General features: G+C 32.7%; 14 protein-coding genes. 4 read left to right on the top strand and 10 right to left on the bottom strand.

Annotation, left to right across the window (positions count from 1 at the left end; translation table 11 throughout):
- Positions 1 to 87: 87 nt before the first annotated feature.
- The 3 genes from ACNFIH_RS08855 to ACNFIH_RS08845 form a co-directional block, all read right to left on the bottom strand.
- Entirely contained in the window at positions 88 to 543 is a 456-nt protein-coding gene (locus tag ACNFIH_RS08855) for a ferritin-like domain-containing protein (RefSeq protein WP_426486336.1), read from the bottom strand.
- A 375-nt stretch (positions 544 to 918) separates the two neighbouring features.
- Positions 919 to 2,109 carry a pyridoxal phosphate-dependent aminotransferase gene (locus ACNFIH_RS08850; RefSeq protein ID WP_426486335.1) on the bottom strand — a complete coding sequence of 397 codons (1,191 nt, stop codon included), beginning with the start codon at positions 2,107 to 2,109 and terminating at the stop codon, positions 919 to 921.
- Positions 2,110 to 2,183: 74 nt separating this feature from the next.
- On the bottom strand, positions 2,184 to 3,281 hold the full coding sequence (locus tag ACNFIH_RS08845) for a fatty acid desaturase family protein (protein ID WP_426486334.1): 1,098 nt from the start codon (positions 3,279 to 3,281) through the stop codon (positions 2,184 to 2,186).
- Between the two features lie 107 nt (positions 3,282 to 3,388).
- Here ACNFIH_RS08845 and rsmG point away from each other — a divergent pair, with 107 nt between their 5' ends.
- Complete coding sequence (gene rsmG, locus ACNFIH_RS08840) at positions 3,389 to 4,018, top strand: 16S rRNA (guanine(527)-N(7))-methyltransferase RsmG (RefSeq protein ID WP_426486333.1); 630 nt, start codon at positions 3,389 to 3,391, stop codon at positions 4,016 to 4,018.
- A gap of 81 nt (positions 4,019 to 4,099) precedes the next feature.
- Here rsmG and ACNFIH_RS08835 read toward each other — a convergent pair whose 3' ends face one another.
- Positions 4,100 to 4,831: a hypothetical protein gene (locus ACNFIH_RS08835; RefSeq protein WP_426486332.1), complete on the bottom strand. Its 732-nt coding sequence runs from the start codon at positions 4,829 to 4,831 to the stop codon at positions 4,100 to 4,102.
- A 326-nt stretch (positions 4,832 to 5,157) separates the two neighbouring features.
- Between ACNFIH_RS08835 and ACNFIH_RS08830 the strand changes: the two genes are divergently transcribed.
- From ACNFIH_RS08830 to ACNFIH_RS08820, 3 genes are read left to right on the top strand one after another with little or no spacing between them, the layout of a single operon-like run.
- Positions 5,158 to 6,219: a sensor histidine kinase gene (locus ACNFIH_RS08830; RefSeq protein ID WP_426486331.1), complete on the top strand. Its 1,062-nt coding sequence runs from the start codon at positions 5,158 to 5,160 to the stop codon at positions 6,217 to 6,219.
- Complete coding sequence (locus tag ACNFIH_RS08825; protein ID WP_426486330.1) at positions 6,216 to 6,935, top strand: LytR/AlgR family response regulator transcription factor; 720 nt, start codon at positions 6,216 to 6,218, stop codon at positions 6,933 to 6,935. The genes ACNFIH_RS08830 and ACNFIH_RS08825 overlap by 4 nt, the downstream gene beginning before the upstream one ends.
- A 12-nt stretch (positions 6,936 to 6,947) precedes the next feature.
- Complete coding sequence (locus ACNFIH_RS08820) at positions 6,948 to 8,687, top strand: CocE/NonD family hydrolase (RefSeq protein ID WP_426486329.1); 1,740 nt, start codon at positions 6,948 to 6,950, stop codon at positions 8,685 to 8,687.
- A gap of 86 nt (positions 8,688 to 8,773) precedes the next feature.
- Here the strand turns inward: ACNFIH_RS08820 and pruA are convergent, their stop codons facing one another.
- From pruA to map, 6 genes are all read right to left on the bottom strand, one after another.
- Complete coding sequence (gene pruA, locus ACNFIH_RS08815) at positions 8,774 to 10,399, bottom strand: L-glutamate gamma-semialdehyde dehydrogenase (protein WP_426486328.1); 1,626 nt, start codon at positions 10,397 to 10,399, stop codon at positions 8,774 to 8,776.
- 222 nt (positions 10,400 to 10,621) lie between these two features.
- Complete coding sequence (gene apaG / locus ACNFIH_RS08810; RefSeq protein WP_012023834.1) at positions 10,622 to 11,008, bottom strand: Co2+/Mg2+ efflux protein ApaG; 387 nt, start codon at positions 11,006 to 11,008, stop codon at positions 10,622 to 10,624.
- A gap of 79 nt (positions 11,009 to 11,087) precedes the next feature.
- Positions 11,088 to 12,347: a DUF5103 domain-containing protein gene (locus tag ACNFIH_RS08805; protein ID WP_426486327.1), complete on the bottom strand. Its 1,260-nt coding sequence runs from the start codon at positions 12,345 to 12,347 to the stop codon at positions 11,088 to 11,090.
- An 82-nt stretch (positions 12,348 to 12,429) separates the two neighbouring features.
- Positions 12,430 to 15,333 carry an SNF2-related protein gene (locus ACNFIH_RS08800; protein WP_426486326.1) on the bottom strand — a complete coding sequence of 968 codons (2,904 nt, stop codon included), beginning with the start codon at positions 15,331 to 15,333 and terminating at the stop codon, positions 12,430 to 12,432.
- 114 nt (positions 15,334 to 15,447) lie between these two features.
- Positions 15,448 to 16,221: a class I SAM-dependent methyltransferase gene (locus ACNFIH_RS08795; protein ID WP_426486325.1), complete on the bottom strand. Its 774-nt coding sequence runs from the start codon at positions 16,219 to 16,221 to the stop codon at positions 15,448 to 15,450.
- Positions 16,222 to 16,245: 24 nt separating this feature from the next.
- Entirely contained in the window at positions 16,246 to 17,064 is an 819-nt protein-coding gene (gene map, locus ACNFIH_RS08790; RefSeq protein ID WP_035651698.1) for a type I methionyl aminopeptidase, read from the bottom strand.
- Positions 17,065 to 17,099 lie beyond the last annotated feature (35 nt).

Below are 17,099 nucleotides of genomic sequence, written 5' to 3'. Positions count from 1 at the left end.
ATTTATTTTTTAGTTTTAACAAAAACAAAAAAACTGCCCAGTTATTTAAACTAAGCAGTTTTTCTAAAATAAAAAACTTCAATGATATTAAAGTGCTCTCATTTTAATTTGCGATAAAGTGTTTTGAATACTGTTTAATTGTTTCGAAACAATGTAAACCTGATTGTGTTCAAGATGATTTTCTTCGAGTGCTGCTTTGTATTTTTCGATTGCCGCTTCTTCACCCGTAACGCAAGCGTTAATAATTGCTTTAGTGTCGCCCCCGGTAAATGATGATTTAATATCAATCCAAGTTCTATGTAAGGCTCCCAATGGTCCACCGCCAGAAGTATCTGTTGATTTACCTAGTTTGTTGATTTCGTCTTGTAGTTCTACAATAAAAAGAGCACGTTCGCGTGCGTAATCTAGGAAATCGGCTTTCATGGCTAGATTTTCTACATGTTCGGCGGCGTTTGTATATCCTAGTTTTCCGTCTTCAAGAATTGAAATTAATCCATTTAAGGTTTTTACGGTTTCATCTGTGTTTACATCTGTATTTGTCATGACTAATAGTTTTTTAATTAATACATTACAAAGTTGATGATTTCTAAAGCGTTATGTTTTACAGGATTATAACTGCTGTTTTACAATATTGTGGAATGGGAATTTTGAAAGTGTTTTTTTTGCTCTCGCAGATTTGGCAGATTTTTTAGATTTTTTCTTTTGAAAATGAATTTTCTCGTTTACCGTTTTGCGTGAGGGATAGCAGTGGAAAGCCCACAGCCTGACGAAGGAAGTGCGAGGACTTGAAACGAATAGCCCGACCCGCCTTTTTCGGCGGGGCACGCCCCAAATAATATCATAAAAAAAACAGCTTAAAGTATAAAAGTGATGAAACTTTTGAACCTTAAGCCGTTTTTAATAAAACTTATTATATTATTATGCAGTCAAAGCTTCTTTGATTCTGCGTAATGCTTCTGTTAAAATATCGTTGCTAGTTGCGTAAGAGAAACGAATACAGTTTGGATTTCCGAAAGCGTCTCCTGTTACAGTCGCAACATTTGCCTCAGCTAAAAGATACATTGAAACATCGTTTGCATCTTTAATTTCGTGTCCTTTTAAAGTTTTTCCGAAGAAAGAAGAAACGTCTGGGAATACGTAGAAAGCACCTTCTGGAACGTTGATTTTTACGCCTGGAATTTCTTTTAATAATCCAACTACTAAATCTCTACGTCCGTGGAAAGCCTGAACCATGTGATTTAATACACTTGGATCTGCATCTACAGCTGTAATTGTAGCGCACTGTGCCACAGAGTTTGCTCCAGATGTTACTTGTCCTTGAATTTTTGTACATGCTTTTGCGATAAATTCCGGTGCTCCAATATATCCAATTCTGTATCCTGTCATTGCGAAAGCTTTTGCAACTCCGTTTACAGTGATTGTTCTGTCTAACATTCCAGGAATTGAACCGATACTGCAGAAAGTTCCTGAGAAATTGATGTGCTCGTAAATTTCGTCAGCAACTACGTAAATATTTGGGTGTTTTTCTAGAACTTTTGCCAATGCTGTTAATTCTTCTCTGCTGTAAACAGACCCAGATGGGTTACATGGAGAAGAGAACCACATCATTTTTGTTTTTGGTGTGATTGCAGCTTCTAATTGTTCTGGAGTGATTTTGAAATCTGTTTCAACAGAAGTTGGAACTTCAACCGGAACTCCGCCAGAAAGTTTTACAATTTCGAAATAAGAAACCCAGTATGGTGCTGGTAAAATAACTTCGTCACCGTCGTTTAACATTACTTGCGCAATGTTGTATAAAGATTGTTTTGCTCCTGTAGAAACTACGATTTGAGTTGGTTTGTACTCTAAATTATTGTCTCTTTTGAATTTTCTGCAGATTGCTTCTCTCAATTCAAGGTAACCTTCTACTGGAGAATAAGTGCTATAATTTTCGTTTACTGCTTTTATTACTGCTTCTTTAATGAAGTCTGGCGTATTGAAATCAGGTTCGCCTAAACTTAAACTGATAATGTCTTTTCCTTGTGCTTTTAATTCGCGTGCCAATGCAGCCATTGCTAATGTCTGTGAAGTAGCAAGATTGTTGATTCTGTCCGAAAGAATATGATTCATTATAAAATTTTTGATGTCCTTAATTTGATGCGCTTATTAAGGAAGGTTAATTATTAATAGATTTTTTTTAGTTTTTAAACTGATAATTCTGGCTTCATTCCTAAGTCACGCAAATGCTTGAAGTGAGCTACAATAGCGCTTCGCATTGTTTTGTATTCGTAATATGGCAAGTTGCACTCTTTTGCAGTTTCTTTTACGATTTTTGCAATTTTGCCATAATGAATGTGACTAATATGTGGAAAAATATGATGTTCGATTTGATGATTTAATCCACCTGTGTACCAGTTTACAATTGCATTTTTTGGAGCAAAATTAGTTGTGGTATATAATTGGTGAATAGCCCAGGTGTTGTCCATTTCGCCCAATTCATTCGGCTCTGGATTAGTAGTATGATCAACAACGTGTGCTAATTGAAATACAATACTTAAGATTAATCCTGTTGTATAGTGCATTACAAAAAATCCAAGAACCACTTTCCACCATGTAATTCCAATTACGATTGGCAATACAATCCAGATTGATGCGTAAATGATTTTTGTGATAATAAGAGTTGTCCAAAGGATTTTTGGGCTTTTTGGTTCTCCGTAAGATAATTTTCTTTTTAGGTAATTACGCATTTGCTTAAAATCGGTTGTAATTGCCCAATTGAAAGTCAGTAATCCGTACAAGAAAACAGAATAATAATGCTGAAAACGGTGAAAACTATGCCATTCTGCATGTTCTGTAAAACGGATAATTCTTCCTGCATCAAGATCTTCATCATGTCCAGGAATATTAGTGTAAGTGTGGTGCAATACATTGTGCTGAACTTGCCAATTGTAAACATTTCCGGCCAGAACATAAATAGTTCCACCCATTAATTTGTTTATCCAGCTTTTGTTTGAATAAGAACCATGGTTCCCATCGTGCATTACGTTCATTCCAACGCCGGCCATTCCTATACCCATTACGATAGATAATAATAACATTACCCAAAAAGGCATGTTAAGCGTAAGGATTAAAAAATAAGGTGTTAAAAAGACCGCAAAAAGAATAACAGCTTTTAAATGCAGTTTCCAATTTCCAGTTTTCTGGATATTATTTTCTTTGAAGTAATTGTTTACGCGAGAGTTAAGCGTTCTGAAAAACTTCAGATTATCTTGTCTTGCAAATGTAGGTGCAGGGTTATTCATAATTATTTTAAATAGGTTTCAAAGGTAATTATTATAAATTCTCAATTTGCAAAATTGAGTTAAATATTTCAATCGTAAAGTAGTACTTTTGTTAAAAATTTAGAACAATGGATGAGATATTGAAATATTTTCCTGATTTGACCGATATTCAAATCAAACAATTTCAACAATTAGACTTTTTATACCACGATTGGAATGAAAAAATCAATGTGATTTCACGCAAAGACATTGATTCATTATATACAAAACACATTTTGCATTCGTTAGGAATTGCTAAAATCATGAAATTTGAGCCAGGAACAACGGTTTTGGATGTTGGAACAGGCGGAGGTTTTCCGGGAATTCCGTTAGCGATTCTTTTTCCTGAAACTCGTTTTTATTTGATTGATGTTATTGCAAAAAAAATAAAAGTAGTTCAGGGAGTTGCTGATGCATTAGAATTGAAAAATGTAAAAGCGGAACAAAAACGCGCCGAATTGGTAAAAGGTGATTTTGATTTTATTGTAAGCCGTGCTGTAACGAACATGCCTGATTTTGTTTCCTGGATACATGATAAAATCAAAAAACAACACAAGCATACTTTGAAAAACGGAATTTTGTATTTGAAAGGCGGTGATTTAAATGAAGAATTAAAAGATTTCCCAAATGCGACTTTATATGATTTGGCAGATTATTTTGAAGATGAATTTTTTGAAACCAAAAAAGTAGTGCATCTGCCTTTGAAGTTTAAACCATAAATTCAAAGATCTAAAATACATAACCCGGATAGAATTAATAAAATTCTTCCGGGTTATTTTTTGAATTAATAGTAAGCAAAATTAAGACGCTTTTTTAGATAAATGTAAAAACGGATTAGCTTTATGATCTAAATCTTTGATGAAATTATTCAAAGCTATTTCGCAGGCTGCAGGCGTGTAATTAAATTTTGAATCAAAGAAGAATTCTCGGCAAATAACTGTTTCAACAGATGAATCGTATATATCTTCATCATTTTGATCAGCATCCTTATCGTTATATGCACAAGGATATGAGTTTGTTAAAGCTATAATTGTTTCATTAAACCATTTATCGAAAAACCTTTTCTTTGGAGTAATATAACGTGCAAGAAGCACTAATCCTATAAGTTCACTTTGCAGGAAATAAGAACCTTTTCTGTATCTTACATCTATCATTCGGACATTCATAAGCGCAACCCATAAAGGTCCGTTTACTGAGCCAGTATCAGAAACATTTAGATCTGTGTCAAAAACTAAAGGATCTGTTTCATGGCTATTATGGATTGAACACCAAAGTGCTTCGATACGTTTTTGAATGTCATTTGTTGATGTCGAATATCCAGTAAAACGCCACGAAACCCATTCTAATAAAGCTGCTGTTAATCCCATACAGGCTTTATGGCTAATTTTGGACAGTATGTTTTCTAATTCTTCATTTCCTTCTAATGGATCTAAAAACATTTCCATCTTTTTATTATTCCATTTAAAATCGATAGGGTGCCCAACACTTTTTGATTTTAGAATTATTTCCGGCAAGTTGTTTAAGTTTCTCATATGTTGTTATATAAGTTTTGTTTTTTTTTAGCAAATTTATAAGGGAGCTGTTTTTTTAAATGGAATAAGAAGTTTTAAAAATGATAGAATAAGTTTTTTTGCTTTTTTATTTGGCTGATTTTTAATTAAATAAGAAAAAGATTACAAATTGTATGATGTTAAAATGTAAGACTCATTTTTTTTGTTTTCGCCAATTTAGACTCGCATATTTTATTACAATCAAGAATAAATCTCATTCGTCACCTATTATTTTTCTTTCATGTACTTTTATTTGTTCAGTCTGTAATAGAGAAATACCTTTACTTCAGCACTAATATCTTTATACTTTGAAAATAACAAAAACAATATCGGCTTACTGGAAAATTCAGATTATAGGATGGAGCACAGCTTCTTTGTATTGGGGATTTCAGGCTTTTTTTAGCGGTAATTTTATATGGAAAATTGGTATTGCAGATTTGATACTGGATGTTTCAATTGGTATTCTGCTGACGCATCTTTACAGGAATTTTGTTTTAAAAAAGGGATGGAATAAATTAAATCTAAAAACATTAATTCCAAAAATGATTATCGGCGTTTTACTACTTTCAGTGATATATACGGTTTTAATTGCCGGTAAATTATATCTGGTTCGTCTCTTTATTCTAAAAAGCAATTCTTTGCCATTTATACTATTTTTTAAATCGATACAGTTGCAAATATTCATTACAGGAACGAGATTGATGTCTATTTGGGTATTGGCCTATCATCTTTATCACTATTCAAGACTTGAATTGCAAACCGTAAAAGAAAATGCCCGATTATCACTTATAATAAAAGAAACACAACTGAATAATCTGAGTGCACAGCTTAATCCGCATTTCTTTTTTAATTCCTTGAATAATATAAAATTTCTGGTTTTAGAAAATCCACATGCGGCCAGAAGAGCAATTGATCTTTTGTCTGAGTTATTACGGAATTCTTTAAATAGCAATATTGGAAAAGTAATTCCTTTACGTGACGAAATAAATCTCGTTAAGGATTATCTCGAATTAGAAAAAATACGTTTTGAAGATCGCTTGCAAATCAAAATCGAAACAAATGAAGATGAATTGACCCATTTAATTCTGCCTTTTAGTATTCAGACATTGGTTGAAAATGCCGTAAAACATGGAATTGAAAAAAGAAAAAACGGCGGATTTATAGTGATCAAAGTTGAGCTTGAAAACAATTTTATGAAAATTACGGTTCAAAATTCAGGCAAACTCAGCAAGGAAATAAAAGATTCAGGTATTGGGATAAAAAACCTGAATGAGCGATTGCTGTTACAATATAATGGAAACGCTTTTTTTGAAATTAAAGAAATGGATAATGAAACAGTTTTGGCAACAATTTTAATTCCATCAAAATGAAAAAGATAAAAGTTATAATAATAGATGACGAACGTTTATCTAGAGAAGAAATCAAACAAGCTTTAAAATCATATGAAGATTTTATTCTTATCGGTGAGGCTGAAAATGCTGATGATGCAAAGGATTTGATCGAAACAAAAATGCCTGATTTGATTTTTTTGGATATTGAGATGCCTGAAAAGTCTGGGTTCGATTTATTAGAATCTTTAAATCATGTGCCGGCGGTACTTTTTATTACAGCCTATAATCAATATGCTGTACAAGCATTTGAAGTAAATGCTTTAGATTATTTAATGAAACCGATAAGAGAAGAACGTTTTTCGAAAGCGATCGAAAAAATAAGAAACACTTTAAGTGCAAAATCTTTTGTAAATGATTCGGCAGAACAAAACCGAAGAATTTTTATTAAAGATGGAGAAAAGCGATTTTTAATTCATTTAGATGAAATTTATTTGATTGAATCGCTGGAAAATTACACCAGACTTTTTTTTCAGGATAAAAAAGCAATGCAAAGGCGATCTCTTCGTCAATGGGAAGAAATGTTGGATGAGAATGTCTTTTTTAGAATTAACAGAACCGAAATTGTAAATATTAAATACATTCAAGATGTACAGAAGACAATTGATGGCGGACTGGAAATAAAACTAAAAACCGGAGAACTATTAAAAGTTTCAAAACGTCAATCGGTAAAATTTAAAAACAGCAACGGAATTTAATAGAACGATTATATGAAAACTACTTTAAATTTTATATTTCTTATTTTACTGATATCAAATGCATTCTCACAACAAACAAATAAAATAAAATCAGAAGATTTAAAAAGCGCATACAATATTCAAGATAGTGTGATGATCAAGACCAGAGATGGCGCTTTTATATCGGCAATTGTGGTGCGAAAAAAAGGAATTACGATTCCAAAACCCGTTATACTTCAATTTACTATTTATGTTTCAGAAGGAAGAGATTTAAAATCTTTAAAAGCTGCTGCAGACAATGATTATGTTGGCGTAATTGCTTATTCAAGAGGAAAGCGCTTTAGTCTCAGCGAAATATTTCCTTATGAAAATGATAGTAATGATGCTTATGATGTTATCGACTGGATCAGTAAGCAAGAATGGTGCGATGGAAGAGTAGGAATGTATGGCGGAAGTTATAATGGATTAACACAATGGGCAGCTTGTAAAAAAATGCATCCGGCACTTAAAACGATAGTTCCTTATGTTGCTAATAAAGCAGGAATGGGTTTGCCAATGGAAAACAATGTATTTATAAACCCAAATTACGAATGGTCATTTTACGTTGGAAATAACAAATATCTGGATACAGTGGCAGGAAATGATAGACAGCGTTTTAGAAAAATGCAGTTTAAATGGTGGGAAACAGGGGTAGCTTATAAAAAACTCGATAGTATTGATGGAATTCCGAATAGGCTTTTTCAACGATGGATTCAACATCCTTCTTTTGACGAATATTGGCAGAAAATGGGACCGTATAAAAAAGATTTCGCTCAAATAAATATTCCTATTTTGGCAATCGATGGCTATTACAATGATTCTCAGAATTCGAGTTTATATTATTTAAGAGAACTTCATAAATATAATCCTAAAGCTGATTCTTATTTAATTATAGGTCCGTATAGTCATTTTGGAGCGCAAAAAGGAGGAACTGCTGTACTGAATGGTTATAAAGTTGATGCAGATGCTTTAATCAATACAAACAAAATAACTTATCAATGGTTTGATTATATTTTTAAAAATAAACCCAAACCAGAAATTTTAAAAGATAGAGTTAATTACCAAGTGATGGGAGTTAATGAATGGAGAAGTGCTCCGTCTATAGATAAAATGAATAACGGCTTTCTAACATTTTATTTGAGCAATGACAAATCGGGTGATTTTTATTCATTGAATAGCAAGAAACCTGCTAAAAAAAGATATTTGCCACAAGAAGTTGATTTTGCTGATAGATTGAATAGCAACAACTTTTATTACCCAGATCCAATTATTAATGAGCAAGTGGATACAACAAACGGATATGTTTTTATAAGCGATCCTATAAAAGAACCTCTATTAATTAATGGTTCATTTTTAGGAGAAATCAAAGCAAGTGTTAATAAAAAAGATATGGATATCGGCGTGACTTTGTACGAGGTAATGCCTGATGGAACCTATTTTCATTTGGCATATTTTATTGGCCGAGCCAGTTATGCTAAAGATATTACGAAAAGAAATCTATTAAAACCTGATACTATAGAAACGATTCCTTTTTCAAACACACACTTAGTAAGCAAACAATTAAGTAAAGGAAGTAGATTATTAATCACATTAAATGTAAATAAAAACCCGTTTTCAGAAATAAATTACGGAACTGGAAAAGTAGTCACCGAAGAAAGCATCAAAGACGCTAAAGAACCATTAAAAATAAAATGGTACAATGATAGTTTTGTGAAAATTCCAATTTTGAAATAAAAGCAAAAGCCGAATCTTAATGAAAAGATTCGGCTTTTTTATATTGACAGATTTCAAACTTGAAACCTGAAACTTGAAACTAAAAATTAACCTAAGAAAGGATATCTGTAATCTTCAGGAGTTACAAAAGTTTCTTTGATAGTTCTTGGAGAAGCCCAACGCAATAAGTTCAATGCAGAACCTGCTTTATCGTTAGTTCCAGAAGCTCTTGCTCCACCAAACGGTTGCATTCCTACAACAGCTCCAGTTGGTTTATCGTTGATATAGAAGTTACCAGCTGAGTTTTGTAATTTCGTTGTAGCCAATTCAATAGCATAACGATCCTGGCTGAAAACTGCTCCAGTTAAAGCGTACTCAGAAGTAGTATCAACTAATTCTAAAGTTTCTTCCCATTTAGCATCTTCGTAAACATAAATCGTAATAACTGGTCCGAACAACTCAGTTTCCATTGTAGTATATTTTGGGTTTGTAGTTACAATAACTGTTGGCTCAATAAAGTATCCAACAGATTTATCGTAATTTCCACCAACGATGATTTCTGCGTCAGCATCTTTTTTAGCTTGGTCAATATAACTAGCTAATTTATCAAAAGAACCTTCGTGAATAACTGCTGTAATAAAGTTTCCAAAATCTTCTGGAGAACCCATTTTCATAGATTTTACATCAGCAATTAATTGCTCTTTAACAGCTGGCCATAAACTTTGAGGAATATAAGCTCTAGAAGCTGCAGAACATTTTTGTCCCTGGAATTCAAATGCTCCACGAGTAATTCCTGTAACTACTTGTTTTACGTTTGCGCTTGGGTGAGCGATGATAAAATCTTTACCTCCAGTTTCACCAACGATTCTTGGGTAAGTTTTGTAATTGTGAATGTTTGCTCCGATTTTAGCCCAGATATCTTTAAATACATGAGTTGATCCTGTAAAGTGAACTCCAGCGAAATCGCGGCTAGCTAAAACAGTATCTGTAATCATTAAAGCATCTCCAAAAACTACATTGATAACGCCATCAGGAACTCCAGCTTCTTTGAAAACATCCAAAATGATTTTTGTTGAAAATACTTGGCTGTCACTTGGTTTCCAAATCACAACGTTACCCATCATAGCAGCACTTGCAGGAAGGTTAGCAGCGATTGCAGTAAAGTTGAATGGAGTAATAGCGTAAACAAAACCTTCAAGAGGTCTGTATTCTACACGGTTCCAAACAGAAGAATCTGATTTTGGCTGATCGTTGTAGATTTGAGTCATAAACTCAACATTGTAACGTAAAAAGTCGATTAACTCGCAAGAAGCATCGATTTCTGCTTGATGAATATTTTTAGACTGACCAATCATTGTTGCTGCGTTAATACGAGCTCTGTATGGTCCTGCGATTAATTCAGCAGCTTTTAAGAAAATAGCAGCACGTTGTTCCCATGCCATATTTGCCCACGCTTTTCTTGATTCAAGAGCGTTTGCAATTGCTTTTTCGATATGTTGTTTTTCAGCTAAATGATACTTTCCAACTACGTGTTTGTGATCATGAGGAGCTGTAATATTTCTTGTGTTTCCAGTTCTAATTTCTTCACTTCCAATGTGTAATGGAACGTCGATTTGAGAATTCCACATTGTGGTATAAGCTGCCTGAACTGCTGCTTTTTCTGGGGAGTTCGGTGCGTATCCTTTTACAGGCTCGTTTACCGCTTTTGGTACATGAAAGAATCCTTTTAACATGGGATAAATTATTTTAAAATTACGATTTGTTTAATTTTTTACAAAAGTACAAATGATAATCTGAATTTATCACAATACAATATTAAAAAGTTGAATTTTAATAAGGGAATGATTTAGTTTCTAAAATAATCAATATTTAATTGCTTAAAATCAAAAAGATTTAGACAAAAAAAATGTTTACTTGAATTTTGAAAAATAAAAAAAACAGAAACGAACCTTAAATTAGTTCAATGCAAAAGGAGCGCACATTCTAAAAGTAGGAACAATAACTTTGAATGTTTTAGTTGTAGTGAAATTAATCATATTAAAATGACCTTTCATAGCGCCATAAGGAGATGACAATAAACAACCAGAGCTGTAAGTGTGGTTTTCACCTGGTTTTAAAACCGGTTTTTTTCCAATTACGCCTTCACCGTCTACAATATCTAAGTCGTTTAAAGAATCAAAAATTTCCCAATGACGCGAAGTTAATTGTACAGAGTCTTTACTGTGGTTTTCAATCGTAACTACATAACTAAAAGCAAAATGAATCTTGTAGTTTTTGAAGTAAGTTCCTTCAAAACTAGTTAAAACTGATATTTTTATGCCTCTTGTAATCTGAGAAACCATACTAAAGTAGTATATATGTGTACGTTATAGTTGCAAATCTACGAAAAAAAATGATTGAAGTGAAAACGTTAACATTGTTTTAATTAACGATGTTTATTGAGTTTCCGTTTCCTTTTCCGATCACTCTTTGATAACGATCAGAACTTTCTTTATAATAAACCAAGATGGTATATTCATTTTCAGTCTGATAAAAATTTCCATCAACAGCATTTTCATAATCAATATTGCCTTTTTTATCTACAGTTCTGTATTGATAATTGGTAAAACCTTGTTTGATCATAACCGCTTTTTCAAAAATTCCTTTATCTGAATTATAATCCATTTTATATTCTGGTGAAAGGCTGTAGTTGTTAAACATTCCGGCAATATAAATGTCTTTGTTTAATTGAAAAGCCGGAGCAGAAAGACTAAAATAAACCCAGGCATAATCGGCCTCGATTTCCTGTTTAAATCCGTTGATGTTTTTCACAACAAAATTTCCGTTTACATCTTCATAAACCGTATAAATTTGGTTGCCTCTTGCATGATTGGTGTATAAATAAGAACTGTAAACATCATTATTTGAGCCCATTCTGGCAACATTATTACTGGCTGCGCGAATGTCTTTGTTTTCAAAATATAAAAATTCATTTCCACCCCAAAATTGTGTTTCTTTATCATATTTGTATACCATTTGATTTCCAATGGTATATTGTGGTGGGACATTTTTAATGCTGGTTTTAAAATCTCCGTTTTGCAACAAAAGTACTTTTATGTTTTGCAAAGGTGTCTGAAAAACAATATCATTTGACAATATCGTAAATTCAAGATTTTGCTTAAAATCAATATTGCTGAGGTTTCTTGTTCGTTTTACTAAACAGGCAACTGTTGAATGATTTTCATAAAGAACAAATTTTCTAGAAAAAACAACTTCCCGATCTTCATTGAGAATTTTCAGCATATAATTACCTGAGATTCTAAGCTGCGTTGTAAATTGATTCGGAAAAGTTAATGTGTAATGCGAGTAACCCTGAAGTGTATTAAATGAATTTGAATAATCAGTAATTCTTTGATTGTCAAAACCTCGAATATAATCTGTTTTTGGAATGTCGGTCGGAATCCAATTGTAATCACAATGCACCACTTCAAAATAATAATTCGCTTCGTTGCCAAATAAATCATCAAATTGAAATGAAAATACAGATCCTAATTCAAAAATCGGAACAACATTACTATCATTTTGGACAAATGAAGCCGTTTTTATGTTATAAGGAGGATCTATTTCATTTTGTACTTCCTGGGCTTTCGCTGAAGTAAAAATAAAGAGCAACAGAAGGCTTTGAAATAAAAATTTTGGCATCGTATTACGTTGTAAGATTGTAAATATAAGAATTTTATTAAACGTAATAAGATGCCAATTTATTGGTTTTTGAAACAATTTGTTATGAACCCAAAATATATTCTAAATTGCCTTCAATTTCATCATTAATATAACTTTCTTCTAAAAGAGAATCAGATAATAATTTTTTGTTTTCCTGCAGTTTGATGATTTTTTCTTCAACTGTGTTTTTCGAAATAAAACGAATCACATTGACTTTATTCATTTGCCCGATTCTGTGCGCTCGTCCAATACCTTGTTTTTCTGCAAAAGGATTCCACCAAGGATCTAAAAATAAAACATACGAAGCTTTGGTAATATTTAACCCGACGCCTCCCGCTTTAAGCGAAATAAAAAACAACAACGGATTTTCTTTTTCCTGAAAACGTTTTACTTCTTGTTCTCTTTTACTTGCTGGAGTTTCTCCTGTAATTTCGCAAAATTCTATTTTATGTTCTTTGCACCAATCGGTATAAAAACTCAAATTCGTAACAAACGAACTGAAGATGATTACTTTTTGTTTCGCTTTGACTAAATTTTCAAGATAATTGGTAACAGCAATATATTTTCCTGAATCAATTTCAGATTCCTGATCAACCATTTTTGGATGATTACTCAATTGTCTTAACTTCATCAAAGTATTGATAATGCTGATTTTATCTGGACTAGAGTCAGTTTTAAGCAAGAAATTACGAGCTTTAGATTTTTCTTTTTCGTATAATTTTTCCTGTTCAGGATCCATATCACAATAGTAAATCTGCTCCGTCAATTCTGGCAAATCTTTTAAAACCTGTTCTTTCGTTCTTCTTAAAATATAAGGATTGATGAGGTTTTTTAATTCGCTTAAAACTTCTTCATTCTGTTTTTTCTCAATCGGATTTTTGAAATTTTCCATGAAAAAAGCATAACTGCCTAAAATATCCGGATTAATAAACTGCATTTGCGACCATAAATCGTCAAGCGAATTTTCTATCGGCGTACCACTCAAGGCGATTTTGTGCCCAGTACTAATTTTATTGATAGCTTTAAAAATCTTGGAATTTTTGTTTTTGATGTATTGACTTTCGTCCAAAATCAAATAACGAAAATCGTATTTTTCTAAAATAGAAATATCACGATGAACAATACTGTAACTTGTAAAAATTAAATCGGTTGAATCTATTCTGCTCGCTAATAATTTTCTGTCATTACCAACATATTGCATTTTCGAAAAGTGCGGTGTGAATTTTCCAGCTTCATTAAACCAGTTAAAAACCAATGAAGAAGGAAGAACAATCAAAGCTTTTAATGGCTCTCTTTCAATAGTAGTTTCGTTTGCAAACAAATCAAAATTGGTTGTTTTGGTTGTAAAACCTAATTGTTCCTGCACAGAAACCAAAACCGACAAAGTCTGTAATGTTTTTCCAAGTCCCATATCATCAGCAAGACATGCTCCCATATTCGAATTAAAATGCTTTAAAAGCCATTTTACTCCATCAACTTGATAAGGTCTTAAAGTTGCTTTTATTAAATCTGAAGCTGTAAATTCAGCTTGATGAATTTGGTCTAAATCATTGTCAATTTCTGAAATTCCGTCTAGAGCCGTGAAATTGCTTTTGCGCAAAAGCAACACTCCGTTTTCTGTTTTGGCCAATTTTGCCAAAGAACCATATTTGCTGAACCATTCTAACGGAATCAAAAAATAGTTTCCGTCAGGCAATTGGAAAAGTCTTTCTTTGCTTTTTATATTCGGAATAATTTCACTGAAATTGATTTTATAATTACCAATTGTAATGATGATTTTGATGTCGAACCAATCTGCTTTTGTTTCTTTTGCAATCGAAATCGTATTGCTTTCCGTAATGATTTCTTTACTTTCAAGTTTTAAATTTTGAATAGTAAAACCTAAGTTTTCCAGTTTTTCTTTATGATCAATAATGAGTTGAATATTAAAGTAAGGATCAGAAGTTTCAGTATCTGATTTCAATCCGAATAATTCGTTTTTAATTTTTTCTAAACCAATTTCGAGTAATTTATCGGTATATGAATTTTCATCTGAGCTTCGTTTAAACTGAATTATTCTCGGCTCGTTTGCTACACTAAAATCAACAAATGAATGTGTCTTTTTGATTTTGCTTCCGTCAAAAACATATCCGTTATAATCAAAATAAAGATTGAGATAGTAACAGTTTTTAAAGAAATCAAAAACAGGCTGAATCGTGCAGGAAACGATTTGATCGCGAAGCTCGATTTCAAAACCATTGGCGTCAATGTCGATTTTTTTAGCAATTTCCGGAATGAAATTTTTAAAATAATCATCAACCAATTTTGAAGGAATTTCAATTGATTTTTTCTTTAAAAATGGAGTCAGTTTTTTAGCATTTAATTCTTTTAACTGCCCTAGTTTTTTATCAATAATTAACCAGCCGGGTTCATCTAAAAGAATGTCAGCACTTTTGTTCATTGGCAAAAAAGTATTTTCATTTTCTTTTAATGAAAGAGTGTAAGTGATGCCTTCAGCGTGTTTGTCGAATTGAATTTGAGGCTCAAAATCCAGAGGATCTACGCTGACTCTTGAACGATAAAAATCTTTTTCTGGTCCTAAATTGATGGATAAAGGGAATTGCTCCTTTACAATCAGATCGTAAAACGGACTTAAATTAATTTTTAAATGTTGGCGAATGGCAAAATCAATTTTGGAATCTTTCTGCAAATCGGCAATCGTTTTAGCTGATTTGATTTTTGCTCCGAATTTTTTGAAAATAAATTCGGGTTTTAAAGATTCGCAAATGTTTAGAATTCTTTTTGAATTGGGATCTAAATTTTCGAAATCAATTCCGAAACTTTCAATTATAGCTTTTGTTGCTTTTTTGTTCAGATATTTGATTTCGCTGGTATTTTCAACGATGTATGCTGTTGGGATATAAGCATTCAGATTTTTTTCAAAACTGATGTCAAAACAGAACTGAAATGATTTTGTAGGTTCCAAGGTTTAGGGATTTGGTTAGGCTTGTATTTTGGGAATTGGGCTAAAAAAATAAAGAGTTTTCAAAATATCAATAATTTGAAAACTCTTTGTAAATGAACTTATATGGTGAAAAAATTAGTTTTCCTGTTTAAAGCAAAGCGGAATAATCTCTCCTTTTGCCAAACAGTATTTTTCAACTAATTCTGGTGCAATTTTGTTAGTGTAATCTTCTTCAATTACAATAAAACCAATACTTCTTAATTTATCGAAATAATCGCGTCCGTAAACACGAACATGGTCGTATTGTCCGAAAATTTTAGCACGCTCTTTTTGATCTGTAATCGAGTCATCTGCAAAAGTAACTTCGCGAGATAAATCCTGTGGAATCTGTAAAATCGCCATTCCGCCTGGTTTTAAAACACGATATAATTCCTGCATTGCTTTTGTGTCGTCTGGAATATGCTCTAAAACGTGATTACATAAAATAACGTCATATTCGTTGTCTTTGAAAGGCAAATTACAAATATCTGCTTTTACATCTGCCAAAGGCGAAAGTAAATCGGTTGTAGTGTAATCTAAGTTTTTTTGCTTACGGAATCTTTTATAAAAAGCTTGTTCAGGAGCAAAATGCAATACTTTTTTAGGTGCTGTAAAAAAATCAGTCTGATCGTTTAAATACAACCAAAGCAAACGGTGTCTCTCTAAAGAAAGCGTGCTTGGTGAAAGCACATTATTACGTTGTTTTCCATATCCATAAGGAAGAAAAGCTCTAAAACTTTTTCCGTCGATAGGATCAGTATATTTACTTCCTTTTAAAGATAATGCTAAAATTGGTCGTGCCACATAACTCAAACGAATTAATAATGGACGCGGGATTGTATTAAGTACAAGTTTAAATAATTTTTTCACAAGAATAGATTCGGGTTGTTTTTATTATAGAACCAATGGCACTTTTCTGAATTCATCTTCTTCATTGCTTTCGATTCCTAAAGCTTTGTAGATGTATTGAAAAGTCGATAATAATTCAGGTTTTCCATCAACTAAGGCAACGTCATGCTCAAAATGCGCACTAGGTTTTCCATCAGCAGTCAAAATTGTCCAGCCGTCTTTAAGTTGTTTAATATTTTTGGTTCCCATGTTGATCATTGGCTCAATTGCTACAACCATTCCTTCAACAAAAAGCTTTCCGCGTCCACGTTTTCCGTAGTTTGGCATTTCTGGTTCTTCGTGCATTTTTTGCCCAACACCATGTCCAACCAATTCACGAACCACTCCGTAACCGTGAGCTTCAGTATATTTTTGAATCGCATTTCCAACATCTTCAACGCGATTTCCTGCTTTAAATTCTCTAATTCCTACGTATAGAGATTCTTTAGTTACCTGAAGAAGCTTTTTCACTTCTGGCGCAACTTCTCCGATTTCGAAACTGTATGCGTGATCGCCGTGATATCCATTTTTGAAAGCACCACAATCCACAGAAATAACATCACCGCTTTTTAGAGGCGTATTATTAGGAATACCGTGAACAACCTGAGCATTTGGACTCATGCAAAGCGAATTCGGGAAATCGTACAATCCAAGAAAACTTGGAACTGCACCGTGATCACGAATAAATTCTTCGGCTAATTTGTCAAGATATAATGTAGTAACTCCTTCTTTAATTTCAGAAGCAATCATTCCTAATGTTTTAGATACGATCAAAGCACTTTCGCGCATTAATTCGATTTCCTCTCTAGTTTTTTGGATAATCATATTTTTTCCATTTTTCAGTTCGCAAAAGTACAATT

The organism is Flavobacterium sp. 2, assembly GCF_049949195.1.
Lineage (GTDB): Bacteria > Bacteroidota > Bacteroidia > Flavobacteriales > Flavobacteriaceae > Flavobacterium.
Note: the sequence above shows the minus strand (reverse complement) of the source record. Positions and strands in the feature narration are given on the sequence as shown.